Origin of the sequence: Micromonospora sp. NPDC007271, assembly GCF_040634005.1 — a bacterium.
Lineage (GTDB): Bacteria > Actinomycetota > Actinomycetes > Mycobacteriales > Micromonosporaceae > Micromonospora.
In genome coordinates, this window is sequence record NZ_JBEYER010000001.1 from 163,501 (window position 1) to 178,363 (window position 14,863).

Genomic DNA, 14,863 nt, shown 5'->3' on the forward strand with positions numbered 1-14,863 from the left:
CCCGACCGGGCATGATGCCGGCAGGGCCGGGTGTGGGGGCTGGCCGGGGGCACGGAGGACGAGACATGGGTACGCCGACGACACGACCCGCCACGCTCGACGACGTGGCCCGGGCGGCCGGGGTGTCACGGGCCACCGCCTCCCGGGTGCTCGGCGGCTACGGCTTCGCCTCGCCCGCCGCCCGGGACCGGGTCACCGCCGTCGCCGAGCGCCTCGGCTATGTGCCGAACACCGCGGCCCGCGCGCTGGTCCGCGGCGCCGGGGTCCGGCTGGTGGTCGCCGTCTCCGGCGCGGACGCCACGATCCTCGACGACCCGTACGTAGACCGGGTGGTGAGCGCGGCGGCCCGGGTGTGTGCCCCGCAGGGGGTCGGTGTGGCCCTGGAGTGGCTGCCGCTGAGCACGTTGTCCGGCCTGCGCCGGCTGGGCGAGGACCGGAGCGTCTGCGGGGTGCTGCTGGTCAACACCACCGCGGCGGTGCTCGCCGCGGTCCCCGCCGGGCTGCGCGGCCGGGTCGTCTCGATCGGCACCGGCTCGCCGGCCGTCCCCTCCTTCGACGTGGACAACGCCGCCGGCGCCGACGCGGTACTGCGCCACCTGTACGCCGGAGGCCGCCGCCGGATCGCCATGGTCACCGGCCCGCGCTGGCTCTCCTGCGCCGAGCGGTCGGTGACCACGTACCAGGCGCTCATGCGGGCGGCCGGGTTGCCGGTGCGGCTGGTCACCGGGGATTTCACCGCCGCCCGGGGCGGCCGGGCCGCGGTGGAGGCGCTGACCCGTTGGCCGGACACCGACGCGATCTACGCGGCCAGCGACGCCACCGCGCTGGGCGCGATCGCCGCCCTGCGGGGGCGCGGGTTCCGGGTGCCGCACGACGTGGCGGTCGCCGGCTTCGACGACATCCCGTACGCCGCGGTCAGCAGCCCGACGCTGACCACCGCGACCCACCCGGTCGGCCTGATCGCCACGGCCGCGGCCACCGCCGTGCTGCAGGGGCGGCGGGTGCCGCCGAGCACCGCGTTCCCCTCGGCCCTGGTCGCCCGGGAGAGCGCCTGACCGGAGCGGTTGGGCGGCCGGGAGCCGGGTATGCGCCCGCCGACCCGACCGACGACGAAGGCGAGCAGAGTTGACCGAGCCCGCGCCACCGCACCGGCAGCCCGAGGAGGGCCACCGGCACGGCCGGCTGGCCGCCCGCCCCGTCGCCGTTGCCGTGCCCGGTCCGACCGGGCTGGAGTCCCTTCCCGACCCGGAGGGCGGGCCGCCGGCGCTGCGGTACGTCCCGCCCGGCGGCACCGGGCCGTACCGGCTGGTGGTGCTGCTGCACGGCGCCGGTGGCTCGGCGCGGCAGGGGTTGGACCTGCTGCTGCCCCTCGCCGACGCGCAGCGGCTGCTGCTGCTCGCCCCGCCGGCCACCGCGAGCACCTGGGACCTGATCGTCGAGGGATTCGGCCCGGACGTACGCCGGATCGACGCGCTGCTGGGCGCGGCGCTCGCCGAATACCCGGTGGCCGGGGTGGCCCTCGGCGGCTTCTCCGACGGGGCGTCGTACGCCCTCTCCCTGGGCCTGACCAACGGCGACCTGGTCGACGCGGTGGTGGCCTTCTCCCCCGGCTTCGCCGCGCCGCTGGTCACCCACGGCCGGCCGCGCGTCTTCGTCTCGCACGGCGCCGACGACCGGGTGCTGCCGGTGGACATGTGCAGCCGGCGCCTGGTCCCCCGCCTGCACACCCTCGGCTATTCGGTGGAGTACGCCGAGTTCCCCGGCGGCCACGACGTACCGGCGGAGATCCGCCAGCGGGCGGTCGACTGGCTGGCCGGCTGAGCCCGGGTCACTGCGCCGGCCCGGCGACCGCCGCGTCGACCCGGCTCAGCACCGACGCGTCGTCGTCGACGCCGACCCCGCGCAGCAGGTCGATGGCGGTGGCCCTGATCTGCCCGATGATCATCGCCAGCGGCAGGGTCTGGCCGGGGGTGAACAGCCGGCCGGCCACCCGGACCGCCTCCAGCGCGGTGGCGTCGGCCCGCTCGGCGTGGCTGTCGGCGGCCCGGTCCTGCCCGCTGAGGTCGGCGGCGAGGGCGTCCCCGGCCGAGCGGACCGCCTCGGCCAGGGTCCGGACGGCGCCGCCCAGGTCGGGCGGCACCGGTGCCGGGCCTCGGGTGAGGGTCACGGCGGCGCGGGCGAGGACCCGCACGTTACGCACCGCATAGTCGATCTGCCGGATCGAGCCCTCCACCGAGCGCAGCCGGCCGAGGTGCTGGCGGCGGTGCAGGTTGAGCCGGAGCGCCTCGCCCGCGGCCTGCACCGCGCCGCGCAGCCGCTCCACCCCGGCGTCGGCCTGCCGGGCCCGCTCGAGCGCGGCCAGGGCCGCCTCGTCGTCGCCCTGGTCCAGCGCCGCGGCGATCTCGTCGAGCGCCCCGGCCAGCTCCTGGAAGGTGTGCCGGAACTCGGTGACCAGCGGGGCGAGCGGCCGGCGGGCGTCGACGAGCTGACTCGCCACGAGCGCCACCGCGCCGCCGATCAGCGCGTCGACGAACCGGAACGGGACCAGCGTGTCGGTCGGCGGCGCGACGACCACCAGGTAGAGAGCGGAGACGGCGGCCTGCACGACGGTGACCGAACTGGCGCCCACCGCCACCGCGAGGGCCACGGTGAGCAGGATGACGGTGAAGACCGTCCAGGTGGTGCGCGGGCCGAGCGCCTGCACGACGAGGTCGGCGACGAGCACGCCGGCGGCCACGCCGAGGACCACCTCGACCGCCCGACGCATCCGCTGGCCGCGGGCCTGGCCCAGCACGATCAGCGCGGCGGCCGGAGCGAAGAACGGCTGCGGGTGGCCGACCAGCCGGGTGGCGAGGATCCACGCGACGGTGGCCGCGAGGGTCGCCTCCGCCACGGGCAGCCACCGCCGCCGCAGTCGCCCTGCGGCCTCGCGGACGGCCGGTCCGGGTCGCGGCGCGGCGGCAGAACCGCCGAGCCGGAGTGGTCGCAAGCTGCCCCACCGCGCCATTGTCGCCTCCCATCGCCCGCCCAGACCCACCATGGTGCGCCTCAGCAGGCCCGAGGGCAGCGGTCCGGGCCACCGCCCGCCGGTGTCCCCGGTCACCCCCGGCACGGGGCGGATCGGGTGGTGAGGTCGGCGTATTCGGGGGAGGCGAGGAAGCGGGCGAGCACCGCCACGCTGCCCGGGGTGTACGGCCGGCCGTCCAGCACGTCCGCCGGGGCGGTGAAGACGAGGGCGGCACCCTCGCCGAGCACCACGTCCTCCTGCCCTGCCGTGGTCGCGCCGCAGAAGTAGTGCTTGATCCGGCCGGCCTCCGGGAGCTCCTGGGTCGCGAAGAGCCGCAGCGGCCCGTCCGGGCGCAGCCCGGTCTCCTCCCACAGCTCCCGCAGCGCCGTCTCCTCGATCGTCTCCCCCGGCTCCCAGTGCCCGCCGGGCAGGCCCCACACGTTCGGGTGGTACGTCGCGTTCTCGTCGCGGAGCTGGAGGAGCAGCCGGCTGGCGCGGTCGACCAGCAGGACACAGGCGATCGGATGCATCGAGCCACCGTAGTACGCCCGGGCACCCGCCCGCTCACTCCCCGCCCGACTCCGCGGCCACGGCGCACGCGTGGCCGTCGATGTGTTGCACCCCGCGGCATGCCCCTCTACCCTCTCGGTGGGAGCGCTCCCGAAGCTGCCGCGTGAACTTTCCGGGCGAGTTCTGGCGGCACCGCCATCACCCACCACCGCTCACCACCAGATGGGACGACCCCGCATGACCTCGATTCCGCGCCCGTCGCGGCGTTCCCTCCTCGCCGCGGGCGCCGTCGGCGCGCTCGCCCTGGCCGCCGCGACCCTCCTGCCGTCGACCAACGCCATGGCCGGGACCGGCTGCGCCGTCACGTACACCACCAACTCCTGGCCGAGCGGGTTCACCGCCAACATCACCATCCAGAACCTGGGCGACCCGGTGAACGGCTGGACCCTCGGCTTCACCTTCCCCAACTCCGGGCAGCGCGTCACCCAGGGCTGGTCGGCGACCTTCCAGCAGAACGGCAGCGCGGTCACCGCGCAGAGCCTCGACTACAACAGCGCGCTGGCCACCGGGGCGAGCACCACCATCGGGTTCAACGGCTCCTGGACCACCGCCAACCCGGCACCGACCACGTTCACCCTCAACGGCACGACCTGTACCGGGAGCACCACCCCGCCGACCACGCCCCCGCCGACAACCACGCCCCCGACCACCCCGCCGCCGACCACGCCCCCGCCGCCGACCGGCACCACGCCGGTGGCCGTCAACGGCCAGCTGCGCGTCTGCGGGGTGAACCTCTGCAACCAGTACGGCCGGCCGATCCAGCTGCGCGGGATGAGCACCCACGGGTTGCAGTGGTTCGCCCAGTGCTACAACGACGCCTCCCTCGACGCCCTGGCCAACGACTGGCAGGCCGACCTGCTGCGAATCTCCATGTACGTGCAGGAGCAGGGCTACGAGACCAACCCGACCGGCTTCACCAACCAGGTCAACAACCTGGTGGACAAGGCCACGGCGCGCGGCATGTACGCGCTGATCGACTTCCACACGCTGACGCCCGGCGACCCGATGTACAACCTGGAGCGGGCCAAGACCTTCTTCGCCGCGGTCTCGGCACGCAACGCCGGCAAGAAGAACGTGATCTACGAGATCACCAACGAGCCGAACGGGGTCAGCTGGTCCACCATCAAGAACTACGCGGAGCAGGTCATCCCGGTCATCCGGGCCAACCACCCCGACGCCGTCGTGCTCGTCGGCACCCGCGGCTGGTCGTCGCTGGGCGTCTCCGAGGGCGGCAACTCCGACGAGATCGTCAACAACCCGGTCCGGGCCAGCAACATCATGTACACCTTCCACTTCTACGCCGCGTCCCACAAGGACAACTACCGCAACGAGGCGCAGCGGGCAGCGGCCCGGATCCCGCTGTTCGTCAGCGAGTTCGGCACGGTGACCTACACCGGTGACGGCGCGGTCGACACGGCCAGCAGCACCGCCTGGCTCGACCTGCTGGACCGACTGAAGATCAGCTACGCGAACTGGACGTACTCCGACGCCAACGAGGGCAGCGCCGCCTTCCGGCCGGGCACCTGCGCGGGCGGCCAGTACGCCGGCACCGCGAACCTGACCGCGTCGGGGAACTTCATGCGCAGCCGCATCCGTACCCCGGACAACTTCCCCACCAGCTGACCGCCGGGTCCGGCGGCGGCCGCGCTGCTCGACCGTTGACGATCAGGCCGGTGTCGGCGGTGTTGACGGGTCCAGCCCACGCCGGCCGGCCGGTCAGCCCTGGCGGGCCTTCTGCCGGGGATCCGCCTTGTTGATCACGAAAAGCCTGCCCCGGCGGCGTACCACGATCGAGTTGACCTTCCGCTTCAGCCCGCGCAGAGAGCTTCGGACCTTCATCCGGGTCACCCCCGTTCCTGCTGGACTCCGGCTGTCCGCTCCGCGTACCCGGCGACGCCGGGCTCATGCGTCGGCGATCACCGCCGGACGCCCCGGGTGGGGCGTCCGGCGGCGCCATCCGTCAGGCGACCGCGCAGGGCACGCCGTTGAGGGTGAAGGAGGAGGGCCTGCCGGTGTTGCCGGTGTGGTTGGCCTGGAATCCGATGTCGACCGACCCGTTCGCCGGGATGGTCGCGTTGTAGGAGACGTTGCGGGCGGTCAGCGCACCGCTGGTCGGCGAGTACGTGGCGTTCCAGCCGTTGGTGATGGTCTGCCCGCTGGGCAGGGTGAACGCCAGGCTCCAGCCGTTGACCGTCGCGGAGCCGATGTTGGTGATGGTCACCGACGCGGTCAGGCCGGTGTTCCAGGCGTTCACGACGTACGCGATGCGGCACCCGCCGGACGGGGGCGGGCTGCTGGGCGGGGGCATGGTCGGCGGCGTGGTCGTCGGAGGCGTGGTGGTCGGCGGGGTGCCGGTGTCCAGGCCGAAGAAGCGGATCGCCTGGGCGGCGTCGACCGGGAGGTTGTGCGAGACCCCCTGCATGCTGATCGCCTCGACCGGCGCGGTGCCGCCGCTGCCACCGTAGCGGGTCCGGGTGTAGCCGGCCTGCGGGCTGTCGGTGTACGTCGGGGTCTGGCTCAACCCGTGCAGGTTGGTCCACTGCTTGATCTCTTCGGTGAAGTTCGGGTAGCGCAGGACCTCGTCGTTGGTGCCGTGCCACAGCTGCATCCGGGGCCGCTTGCCGGTGTACCCCGGGTACGCGTTGCGGACCAGATCGCCCCACTGCTGCGGGGTCTTGGTGATCTGCCCGTTGGCGCACTCGCTGTTCCACTCCGAGCCGTTGGCGGTGGCGAAGCAGCCGAACGGCACGCCGGCGAAGGCCGCACCGGCGCTGAACACGTCGGGATAGAGGCCCAGCATGACGTTGGTCATCATGGCGCCGGACGAGACGCCGGTGGCGAAGATCCGGTTCGGGTCCACGTTGTAGCGCTGCCGCACGTAGTTGACCATCGACATGATGCCGACCGGATCGCTGCCTCCGTCGCGGCGTAGCGCCTGCGGCGAGGAGACGTCGAAGCACTGGCTGCTACGGGTCACCGACGGGTAGACCACGATGTAGCCGTACCGGTCGGCCAGCGACGCGAACTGCGTACCGGAGTACATCGCCGGCCCGGTGCCGGTGCAGTAGTGGATCGCCACCACCAGCGCCGGCTGCGGCGCGACCCGGTCCGGCACGTACAGGTACATCCGCAGGTTGCTCGGATTCGTACCGAAGTTCGTCACCTCGGTCAGCGCCGCCGCCGACGCGGGCGCCGCGGCGGTGACGGCGGCCAGCGCGGCCAACGCGGCAGCGACCAGGGCCGCGCCGAGCAGCTCCATCCTTCTTCTGAGCATGCGATCTCCTCAGGGTGGTGGGAACGCCGCACAGGGGCAGGTGTGCCTGCGGCGTGCTCGCCGGCGAGGCGCCATCACGGCGGCCCGGACCCTCGGAGACGAGATAGAAGACCGCCAATCATTGCGGTCGTCCCGGAGTTTACGGACCCGCGCGGTCGCCGACAACGGGCCGTCCACCTGACAGACCGGCGGCCGGCGGCCCCGCTACCGGCTCACCCGCCGGCGTACCTGATCGAGCATCTCGTCGACCGACCCGGCCGGGTCGGTCACCGGGTACACTTTGCGTTGCAAAGTAGCGCGCTGGTGCAAAGTTAAGGAGCGCCATGGATCAGGCGAGCAAGGGCCAGGCCACCCAGACGTTGGCCGAGCTGGAGCGACTACGACGACGGACACGGATCCGGGCCCACGGCGGGGCATGGCTGCCAGCCCTCGGCATCGCCGTGCTACTGCTGGCAAGTAGCGCGCTCTACCGCCACCCATTCGCCGCGACCCACAGCCTCTCAGTCGACTCCCCCTACTGGGCTGGACTGCCGGACGAGCAACGCGACCCGCTCGCGTCGTACGTGTTCTGGTTCCTCTGCACACCACTGCTGCTCGCCGCCGTCGGCGCCTGGTACCGGTGGCGGTCGCGATCGCTGGGCCTGCGGGTGGCCTGGCCACTGTTCGCCGGCACCGGCCTCGGCGTACTGCTCCTGCTAGCCGTGCTCGCGGCCGTGCCGACGCAGCAACAGCAACAGTCCGACACTCTGAACTCGAGCCCGGACCACTTCTGGCTGGCCGGTCTGCTTACACCCTTGCTGCCGATCGCGGCGGCCGTGGTGGCCCTGGGCTGGGCAGAGCGCAGCCGGAGCCTGACGATCGCCGGCGGCTGGATCGCAATCCTCACGGTCTGGCTGTGCGGCTGGCTCCCGATGGGATATCTACCAGGCTGGGCCACCGACCTCCTCGGCGGCGACCTGACCGGCCTGGTGAACGGGACTCCGAACTCCCTCGGCGGGCAGGTGGGCTGGAGGCCGGGGATCTGGCTCACGCTGATGGCTCTGCCGCTGGTCACGTTCGCAGCGATCCGGGGCTGGCAGAGCTGGCGGGCGGCCAGCGGTGGCTGATTCGCAATCGCTACCCGAGCCACCGCCCCCGGCTCATCCAGCGCTGGCGCTGAACGACGTCGTACACCAGCGCGTGCGGCTTGCCATTCTCACCGTGCTGAGCGAGACGCGGGAGTGCACGTTCTCCACCCTTCGCGACGAGCTGAAGCTGACCGACGGCAACCTCAACCGACACCTTCGTATCCTCGAACAGGCAAGCCTGCTCCAGGTGGTCAAGGGATACGAAGGCCGGCGTCCCACCACCTGGTTGCGGCTGACCAGACAAGGCCGAGCGGCGCTGCGCGCCGAGATTGCCGCTCTGGAGCAGTTGGTCTCCCGAGTCCGGGATGCAAGCACCGCCCACCTGGACAGCGACACGGATGCCCCCTGACCGAGTTGCCGCAACGCCCGCCGCTCCGGCTCGGAGTGCACCGCCTCGGCCGCCCACCACAAGGCCATCCGCGCCCGGCGCGCCGCGCCCGTCCGGCCAGGGAGGACGCAGTCTTCCGCTCGGCCCAGGACAGCAGGCTGATTGGACGGTCAGTCCAACGGGACGGCTGCGACGACCCGGCGTACCCGCTCTGTGTGGGTCAGCACGTCGACGTTGTCGACGTACTGGTCGACGGCCCCGACCGGCGGGCGGGCCCGCAGCGCCGGGTCCTCGACCGCGGCGCGAAGCGCGGCGACGAACCGGCTCGCGTCGATGACCAGGAAGGGTCGGTCGTGGAACGGCCGGGCGGTCGGATCGACCGGGGCGGCCAGCCCGGTCCCGTTGGTCCACCTCGCCACCGTCTCCAGCGCCCGGACCAGCCCGGCCTGCCGTTGCGGCCAGTCGCCGGGCCCCAGGGCGGCAGTCAGGGCGGCCAGCATCGGGTCCGCCGCCGGCAGCGCGGTGAAGACCGTGCCGAGCCATTTCGCGTACGGCGGCCAGCGCCGGTGCAGCAGCAGCCCGATCCGCATCAGGTCCCGGGCCAGCCCGGCGGCCACCACCCGGCTGCCCAGCTCGTCACCGACCTCGGCGCAGCGGCCGGCCAGATGCTCGGCCTGGCCGATCCGCTGCCAGCCGGACGCCAGCACGTACCGCCACACGTCGTCGGGGTACCAGGCCAGCCGGGCACGGGCGGCGGTCAGCGCCCCGTCGAGCCCGTCGTGAAAGACCTCCCCACCGGTCAGCTCGGCGAGCCGCTGGGTGGGTACGCAGAGCCAGTCGGCCACCTCCATCCCGTCACGCGGGTCGCAGCCGAGCCGCCCGCGCAGCCACCCGCCCAGCTCGTCGACGCTCACCCCGAGCCGGTCACCGTCGGCGCGTACCACGCCGAGCCGGGCGTCCGGGCCGCCGGCGAACCGGGTCGGCCAGCCGAGGAACTCCGCCGGCAGCTCCGCATCGAGGGCCGCCCGCACCGGCGCGACGTCGGCGGGGTCGGCGACGAAGAGCTGCGCACGCGGCCCCCAGTCGTGGTCGGTGGAGCGCGGGGTGTCCAGCCCGAGCAGCTCCGAGCCGCCGTCGAGCAGCCCGGCGGCGTAGCGAAGGCCGGGCAGGCGGCGGGCCAGCAGCGGGGCGAGGACCTCGTCGTGGAAGCGCCGGCAGAGCGTCAGGCCGGGTACGAAATCCATGCCGCCCAGTCTGCCCCGACTGCCCAGCGGTTATCGGTTCACCGGCCGGTCCGCGCCGATAGCCTGGGGTGCAGGTGGCGGAGGGAGGCGCGGTGTCGGACAGGGGCCGGGACCGGGCGGTCGTGCGGCGTCGCCGGCTGTGGTGGGCCGGCCTCCTCGCCGTGATCGGGCTGGCACTGCTCCTGGTCGGCCTGACCATCGCCCGCGGCGCCCTGGCCTGGCTCGAGGTGGCGCTGGCCTTCGTGCTGCTCGTCGCGAGCTACGCGCTGCAGCGGGCGGCCCGCCGGGCGACCCTCTACCGACGCGACGGCGGCTGACGCCCGGCGGCACCGGTCGCCGGTCCCCCACCTCGTCACACCGCTGTGCCAGGCTGTCGGCGTGGCACAGCGACCCCCGATCCTGCTGATCGACTCCCCCAGCCTCTACTTCCGCGCCTACTTCGGCATCCCCGAGTCGGCCGCGAAGACCGCGGACGGCCAGCCGGTCAACGCCGTCCGCGGCTTCCTCGACATGCTCGCCCAGCTCATCCGTACCCGCCGGCCGGACCGGATGGTCTGCGCACTGGACTACGACTGGCGGCCGGCGTGGCGGGTGGAGCTGCTGCCGTCGTACAAGGCCCACCGGGTCGCGCCGGAGGGCGGCGAGGTGGTGCCGGACACCCTCTCCCCCCAGGTGCCGATGATCCTGGAGGTGCTCGACGCGGTCGGCATCACCGCGGTCGGCGCCACCGGCTACGAGGCCGACGACGTGCTCGGCACCCTCTCGGTGACCCAGCCCGGCCCGGCGGAGGTGGTCTCCGGCGACCGCGACCTGTTCCAACTCGTCGACGACGCGCGCCAGGTGCGGCTGCTCTACGTCGGGCGGGGCGTGGCCAAGCTGGAGGACTGCGACGACGTCGCCGTGCGCGCCCGCTACGGCGTCCCCGCCGACCGGTACGCCGACTTCGCCGCCCTGCGCGGCGATCCGAGCGACGGGCTGCCCGGCGTGCCCGGCGTGGGCGAGAAGACGGCCGCCCGGCTGATCGAGCGGTACGGCGGACTGCCCGGCATCCTGGCTGCCCTGGACGACGGGGAGTCCGGCTTCGCCCCGGGGCTGCGGACCAAGCTGGCCGGGGCCCGGGACTACCTGGCGGTCGCGCCGAAGGTGGTCCGCGTCGCCACCGACGTACCGCTGCCGGAGCTGGCCACGGCGTTGCCGACGGCGCCGGCGGACCCGGACCGGCTGCTGGAGCTGGCGCAGCGATGGAACCTCGCCGGTTCGTGCCGGCGCCTGGTCGACGCCCTCGCCGCCGGTTCCTGACCGCGCCGCCGCCCGGCTGCGCGGGGCCGCGGGCTGGCGGGTTCCGGGCGGCCGGGACACCGCCGCCCTCGCCGAACTGCTGGCGGATGGCGCTCAGGCGGTGCCGTGGTAGGCCAGCACGCCCCGGTTGACCGCGGTGATCGCCTGCCGGGCGGTGGCCCGCAGCTCGGTGGACGCGCCGCCGGAGTCGGCGACCTGGCCGAGCAGGTCGACCACCTGCCGCGCCCAGCGGACGAAGTCACCCGCGGGCATCTCGCCGTCGATCTGGTGGCCGCTGGCGAGCACCTTGGCCAGCGCCTCGCCCCGCGCCCAGCGGTAGATCGGCCAGGCGAACCCGAGGTCGGGCTCCCGGGTGACGGCGAGACCCCGGCCGGCCTCGTCCGCTTCTATGTCGTTCCACAGCTTGAGCGTCTCGTCGACCGCCTCGGCGACCGGGCCGCGCGGCAGGGAGGCCCGCTCGTCGAGGTCCCGGCGCGCCTCGAAGACCACCACGGACACGGCGGAGGCCAGCTCGGCCGGCGACAACCCGTCCCACACCTTGCGGCGCAGGCACTCGGCGACCAGCAGGTCCGCCTCGGTCCAGATCCGGCCGAGCATCCGCCCGGCGTCGGTGACCTCGCCCTCGGCGGAGAGGTAACCCCGCGCGGTCAGCAGCGCCACGATCCGGTCGAAGGTGCGAGCGAGGGAGCCCGTCCGGCCGGCGACCCGCTGACGCAGCTCCTCGGTGTCGCGTTCCAGCCGGCGGCGGCGCTCCGCCCAGCGGGCGTGCTCCTCCCGCTCCGGGCAGGCGTGGCACGGGTGCCGGCGCAGCTCGGTGCGGAGCTGGCTGAGCTGATGGTCCTCGCCGGCGGCCTGCCGGGACCGCCCGCCGTGCCGGCCGCCGTGCCGGTCCAGCCCGGTGCCGCTGACCGCGGCGGCCAGGTCCCGCCGGGCGGCCGGGGACCGGTGGTTGAAGTGCTTCGGTACCCGGATCCGGGCGAGCACCTCGGCCGGGGTGGTGAAGTCGCCCGGGCTGACCCGGCCGGCCCACCGGTCCTGGGTGAGCACCAGCGGGCGCGGCTCACCGAAGCCGCCGGTCGCCGGGTCGAGCACCACGGCGAGGCCGGCGCGACGGCCGGACGGCACCCGGATCACGTCACCGACCCGCAGCCGCTCCAGCGAGGCGATGGCGGCGGCCTTGCGCTGGGTCTGCCCCTGCCGCGCGATGGCGCGTTCCCGGTCGGCGATGGCCACCCGCAGGGCGAAGTACTCGTCGAAGTCGCCGTGGTGGCAGGCCGCCTCCGCGCCGTACGCCTCGATGGTCTCGGTGTTGCGCTGCACCTGCCGGGCCAGGCCGACCACCGACCGGTCCGCCTGGAACTGCGCGAACGAGGACTCCAGCAGCGCCCGGGCGGGCTCGGCGCCGACCGTGCCGACCAGGTTGACCGCCATGTTGTACGACGGCCGGAAGCTGGACCGCAGCGGATAGGTCCGGGTGGAGGCGAGGCCGGCGACGTGCCGGGGGTCGGTCTCCGGCGACCAGACCACGACCGCGTGCCCCTCGACGTCGATACCCCGGCGGCCGGCCCGGCCGGTGAGTTGCGTGTACTCCCCCGGGGTGAGGTCGACGTGCGCCTCGCCGTTGAACTTGACCAGGCGTTCGAGCACGACGCAGCGGGCCGGCATGTTGATGCCCAGCGCGAGGGTCTCCGTGGCGAAGACAGCCTTCACCAGGCCACGGACGAACAGCTCCTCGACGACCTCCTTGAACGCGGGCAGCATGCCGGCGTGGTGGGACGCCAGCCCGCGCTCCAGACCGTCGAGCCACTCCCAGTAGCCGAGCACCGACAGATCTTCGCCGGGAATGGCGGTGACCCGCGACTCGACCACCCGGCGGATCTCGGCGCGCTCCTCGGGGGAGGTGAGCCGCAGCCCGGCGGCCAGGCACTGCTGCACGGCCGCGTCGCAGCCGGCCCGACTGAAGATGAACAGGATCGCCGGGAGCAGACCCTCCCGGTCGAGCCGGTCGACGATGTCGGGGCGCATCGGGCCGCGCCAGCGCGGGCCTCGCCGCCCGCCGCCGGGGCCGGCGCTGCGCCCCTCCCCCAGTTCGAGCCGGCGCATCGTGTCCCGGGTGTAGCGCAGCAGCTCGGGGTGCACGTCGTGCTTGCGGGCGGCGTCGGCGTCGTGGAACAGGTCGAACATCCGCCGGCCGACCAGCATGTGCTGCCACAGCGGTACCGGCCGGTGCTCGCTGACCACCACGGCGGTCTCGCCGCGCACGGTGACCAGCCAGTCGGCGAACTCCTCCGCGTTGGACACCGTGGCGGAGAGGGAGACCAGGGTGACCGAGGCGGGCAGGTGGATGATCACCTCTTCCCAGACGCCGCCCCGGAACCGGTCGGCGAGGTAGTGCACCTCGTCCATCACCACGTAGGCCAGGCCCTCGAGGGTGGCCGAGCCGGCGTAGAGCATGTTGCGCAGCACCTCGGTGGTCATCACCACCACGGGCGCGTCGCCGTTGATCGCGTTGTCGCCGGTGAGCAGACCGACCTGCTCGGTTCCGTAGCGGTCCACCAGGTCGTGGTACTTCTGGTTCGACAGCGCCTTGATCGGCGTGGTGTAGAAGCACTTGCGCCGGGTGGTCGGCCCCGCGCCGCCGCCGGCCGCCGCCGCCCCGGGCGTGCCGCGCAGCGCCAGGTGTACGGCGAACTCGCCGACCACGGTCTTGCCGGCCCCGGTCGGGGCGCAGACCAGCACGCCGCTGCCCCGCTCCAGGGCCTCGCACGCCTCGCGCTGGAAGTCGTCGAGGTCGAACCCCAGGTCTCGGGCGAATTCATCCAGGGCCGGGAAGGCGGAAGCCTGCGCGGCCCGGCGGCGCGCCGCGGCGTACCGCTCGGCGGGGCTCGACATGCCTCCAAGATTAATCGGTCCGCCCGACCACCACCGGCCAAGGCCATCCGGCAGCCGGGTCGGAGCGGGTCGGTAGGGTGCACGACGTGCCGGATCATGCCGAACCGTCCCACGCCTCGAGCGGCGCCGCCCGGGCGAGCCTGTCCCGCCGGCCCGTGGAGGCGGTGCTCTTCGACTTCCACGGCACCCTCGCCCAGGTGGAGGAGCCCCGGGAGTGGGTGCTGGCCGCCGCGGCGGCGTGCGGCGTGGAGCTGGACCGGGTGCGCGCCACGGCGCTGGCCGACCGGCTGCTCACCGCGGGCCGGGCCGGCGGACCGCTGCCCACCCGGGTGCCGCCCCGGCTGGCCGAGCTGTGGGCCGACCGTGACCTCTACCCGCACGCCCATCGCGGCGCGTACACGGGGCTGGCGGAGACCGTCGACGCGGGCATCGACGGGTTCGCCGACGCACTCTACGAGCGGGTGCTGGTCCCCGAGGGCTGGATGCCGTACCCGGACACCGAGGCGGTGCTCAGGGCGCTGCGCCGGGCCGGGGTGAAGGTGGCGGTGGTCAGCAACATCGGCTTCGACATCCGGCCGTTCTTCGCGGCCTGGGGCCTCGACGGGCTGATCGACGCGTACGCGCTGTCGTACGAGGTGGGGCGCTGCAAGCCCGACCCGGGGATCTTCCTGCGCGCCTGCGGGATGCTCGGCGTCGACCCGGAGCGGACGCTGATGGTGGGTGACACGCCGGCCGACGCGGGTGCCGTCGGGGCGGGCTGCGCGGTGCTGGTGCTGCCCTGCGGCGACGCCGGGCGCCCCAACGGCCTGGGCGCGGTGCTCGACCTCGCCGTGCCCGCCTGACCGTTTCGTGGGCCCGGAAGCCACCGTTTCGCGGGCCCGGAAGCCACCGTTTCGCGGGCCCCGAGGCCGCCGGTGGCCCCGGCGGACGGCACCGGCGGTGTGACCCCCGACCCTACCCGCGACGCCCGGCGACCAGGCCTTCCAGCTGGGGTTTAGCGTCGCGGGCATGACGGCCGACGGAACCTCGACCGCACCCGTCCCGGCCAAGCGCACCGGCGGTCGCCTCGGCGGCGTCGGGCTGGTGCTGGGCGGATCGCTCTCGGTGCAGTTCGGGTCGGCG

14 protein-coding genes are annotated in these 14,863 nt (G+C 74.0%); 8 read left to right on the forward strand and 6 right to left on the reverse strand.

Annotated elements, in window-relative coordinates:
* Positions 1–65 precede the first annotated feature (65 nt).
* Positions 66–1,055 (forward strand): LacI family DNA-binding transcriptional regulator, encoded by a 990-nt coding sequence (locus tag ABZ570_RS00760; RefSeq protein ID WP_358055239.1) that lies wholly within the window; start codon positions 66–68, stop codon positions 1,053–1,055.
* Between the two features lie 70 nt (positions 1,056–1,125).
* Positions 1,126–1,821 (forward strand): phospholipase, encoded by a 696-nt coding sequence (locus ABZ570_RS00765; protein ID WP_358055241.1) that lies wholly within the window; start codon positions 1,126–1,128, stop codon positions 1,819–1,821.
* Positions 1,822–1,828: 7 nt separating this feature from the next.
* Here the strand turns inward: ABZ570_RS00765 and ABZ570_RS00770 are convergent, their stop codons facing one another.
* Both ABZ570_RS00770 and ABZ570_RS00775 read right to left on the reverse strand, forming a co-directional pair.
* Positions 1,829–2,893 carry an FUSC family protein gene (locus ABZ570_RS00770; protein WP_358055243.1) on the reverse strand — a complete coding sequence of 355 codons (1,065 nt, stop codon included), beginning with the start codon at positions 2,891–2,893 and terminating at the stop codon, positions 1,829–1,831.
* 206 nt (positions 2,894–3,099) lie between these two features.
* Positions 3,100–3,537 (reverse strand): NUDIX domain-containing protein, encoded by a 438-nt coding sequence (locus ABZ570_RS00775; RefSeq protein WP_358055245.1) that lies wholly within the window; start codon positions 3,535–3,537, stop codon positions 3,100–3,102.
* Positions 3,538–3,754: 217 nt separating this feature from the next.
* Here ABZ570_RS00775 and ABZ570_RS00780 point away from each other — a divergent pair, with 217 nt between their 5' ends.
* Entirely contained in the window at positions 3,755–5,200 is a 1,446-nt protein-coding gene (locus ABZ570_RS00780; RefSeq protein WP_358055247.1) for a cellulase family glycosylhydrolase, read from the forward strand.
* A 93-nt stretch (positions 5,201–5,293) separates the two neighbouring features.
* Here ABZ570_RS00780 and ABZ570_RS00785 read toward each other — a convergent pair whose 3' ends face one another.
* Both ABZ570_RS00785 and ABZ570_RS00790 read right to left on the reverse strand, forming a co-directional pair.
* On the reverse strand, positions 5,294–5,416 hold the full coding sequence (locus ABZ570_RS00785) for a 50S ribosomal protein L36 (protein WP_358055249.1): 123 nt from the start codon (positions 5,414–5,416) through the stop codon (positions 5,294–5,296).
* 121 nt (positions 5,417–5,537) lie between these two features.
* On the reverse strand, positions 5,538–6,851 hold the full coding sequence (locus tag ABZ570_RS00790; protein WP_358055251.1) for a PHB depolymerase family esterase: 1,314 nt from the start codon (positions 6,849–6,851) through the stop codon (positions 5,538–5,540).
* Between the two features lie 323 nt (positions 6,852–7,174).
* On the opposite strand from ABZ570_RS00790, the gene ABZ570_RS00795 reads away from it, so the two are divergent.
* Both ABZ570_RS00795 and ABZ570_RS00800 read left to right on the forward strand, forming a co-directional pair.
* Positions 7,175–7,957: a hypothetical protein gene (locus ABZ570_RS00795; RefSeq protein WP_358055253.1), complete on the forward strand. Its 783-nt coding sequence runs from the start codon at positions 7,175–7,177 to the stop codon at positions 7,955–7,957.
* Entirely contained in the window at positions 7,950–8,327 is a 378-nt protein-coding gene (locus ABZ570_RS00800; RefSeq protein ID WP_358055255.1) for a transcriptional regulator, read from the forward strand. Before ABZ570_RS00795 ends, ABZ570_RS00800 begins: the two co-directional genes overlap by 8 nt.
* Positions 8,328–8,476: 149 nt before the next feature.
* Here the strand turns inward: ABZ570_RS00800 and ABZ570_RS00805 are convergent, their stop codons facing one another.
* Positions 8,477–9,550: a DUF4037 domain-containing protein gene (locus ABZ570_RS00805; protein ID WP_358055257.1), complete on the reverse strand. Its 1,074-nt coding sequence runs from the start codon at positions 9,548–9,550 to the stop codon at positions 8,477–8,479.
* 92 nt (positions 9,551–9,642) lie between these two features.
* Here ABZ570_RS00805 and ABZ570_RS00810 point away from each other — a divergent pair, with 92 nt between their 5' ends.
* Both ABZ570_RS00810 and ABZ570_RS00815 read left to right on the forward strand, forming a co-directional pair.
* Positions 9,643–9,867, forward strand: a complete 225-nt coding sequence (locus ABZ570_RS00810; protein ID WP_358055259.1) for a hypothetical protein — start codon at positions 9,643–9,645, stop codon at positions 9,865–9,867.
* A gap of 61 nt (positions 9,868–9,928) precedes the next feature.
* A complete protein-coding gene (locus ABZ570_RS00815; protein ID WP_358055261.1) occupies positions 9,929–10,849 on the forward strand; it encodes a 5'-3' exonuclease in 921 nt (306 codons plus the stop codon).
* 93 nt (positions 10,850–10,942) lie between these two features.
* Here ABZ570_RS00815 and ABZ570_RS00820 read toward each other — a convergent pair whose 3' ends face one another.
* On the reverse strand, positions 10,943–13,741 hold the full coding sequence (locus tag ABZ570_RS00820; protein ID WP_358055263.1) for a DEAD/DEAH box helicase: 2,799 nt from the start codon (positions 13,739–13,741) through the stop codon (positions 10,943–10,945).
* 155 nt (positions 13,742–13,896) lie between these two features.
* Between ABZ570_RS00820 and ABZ570_RS00825 the strand changes: the two genes are divergently transcribed.
* Complete coding sequence (locus ABZ570_RS00825; RefSeq protein WP_358055319.1) at positions 13,897–14,583, forward strand: HAD-IA family hydrolase; 687 nt, start codon at positions 13,897–13,899, stop codon at positions 14,581–14,583.
* The last annotated feature ends 280 nt before the right edge of the window (positions 14,584–14,863 follow it).

Excerpts from the sequence above, each read along its gene's own strand:
- ABZ570_RS00760 (WP_358055239.1), top strand. The coding sequence starts at position 66 with ATGGGTACGCCGACGACACGACCCGCCACGCTCGACGACGTGGCCCGG.
- ABZ570_RS00775 (WP_358055245.1), bottom strand. The coding sequence starts at position 3,537 with ATGCATCCGATCGCCTGTGTCCTGCTGGTCGACCGCGCCAGCCGGCTG.
- ABZ570_RS00780 (WP_358055247.1), top strand. The coding sequence starts at position 3,755 with ATGACCTCGATTCCGCGCCCGTCGCGGCGTTCCCTCCTCGCCGCGGGC.
- ABZ570_RS00785 (WP_358055249.1), bottom strand. The coding sequence starts at position 5,416 with ATGAAGGTCCGAAGCTCTCTGCGCGGGCTGAAGCGGAAGGTCAACTCG.
- ABZ570_RS00790 (WP_358055251.1), bottom strand. The coding sequence starts at position 6,851 with ATGCTCAGAAGAAGGATGGAGCTGCTCGGCGCGGCCCTGGTCGCTGCC.
- ABZ570_RS00795 (WP_358055253.1), top strand. The coding sequence starts at position 7,175 with ATGGATCAGGCGAGCAAGGGCCAGGCCACCCAGACGTTGGCCGAGCTG.
- ABZ570_RS00805 (WP_358055257.1), bottom strand. The coding sequence starts at position 9,550 with ATGGATTTCGTACCCGGCCTGACGCTCTGCCGGCGCTTCCACGACGAG.
- ABZ570_RS00820 (WP_358055263.1), bottom strand. The coding sequence starts at position 13,741 with ATGTCGAGCCCCGCCGAGCGGTACGCCGCGGCGCGCCGCCGGGCCGCG.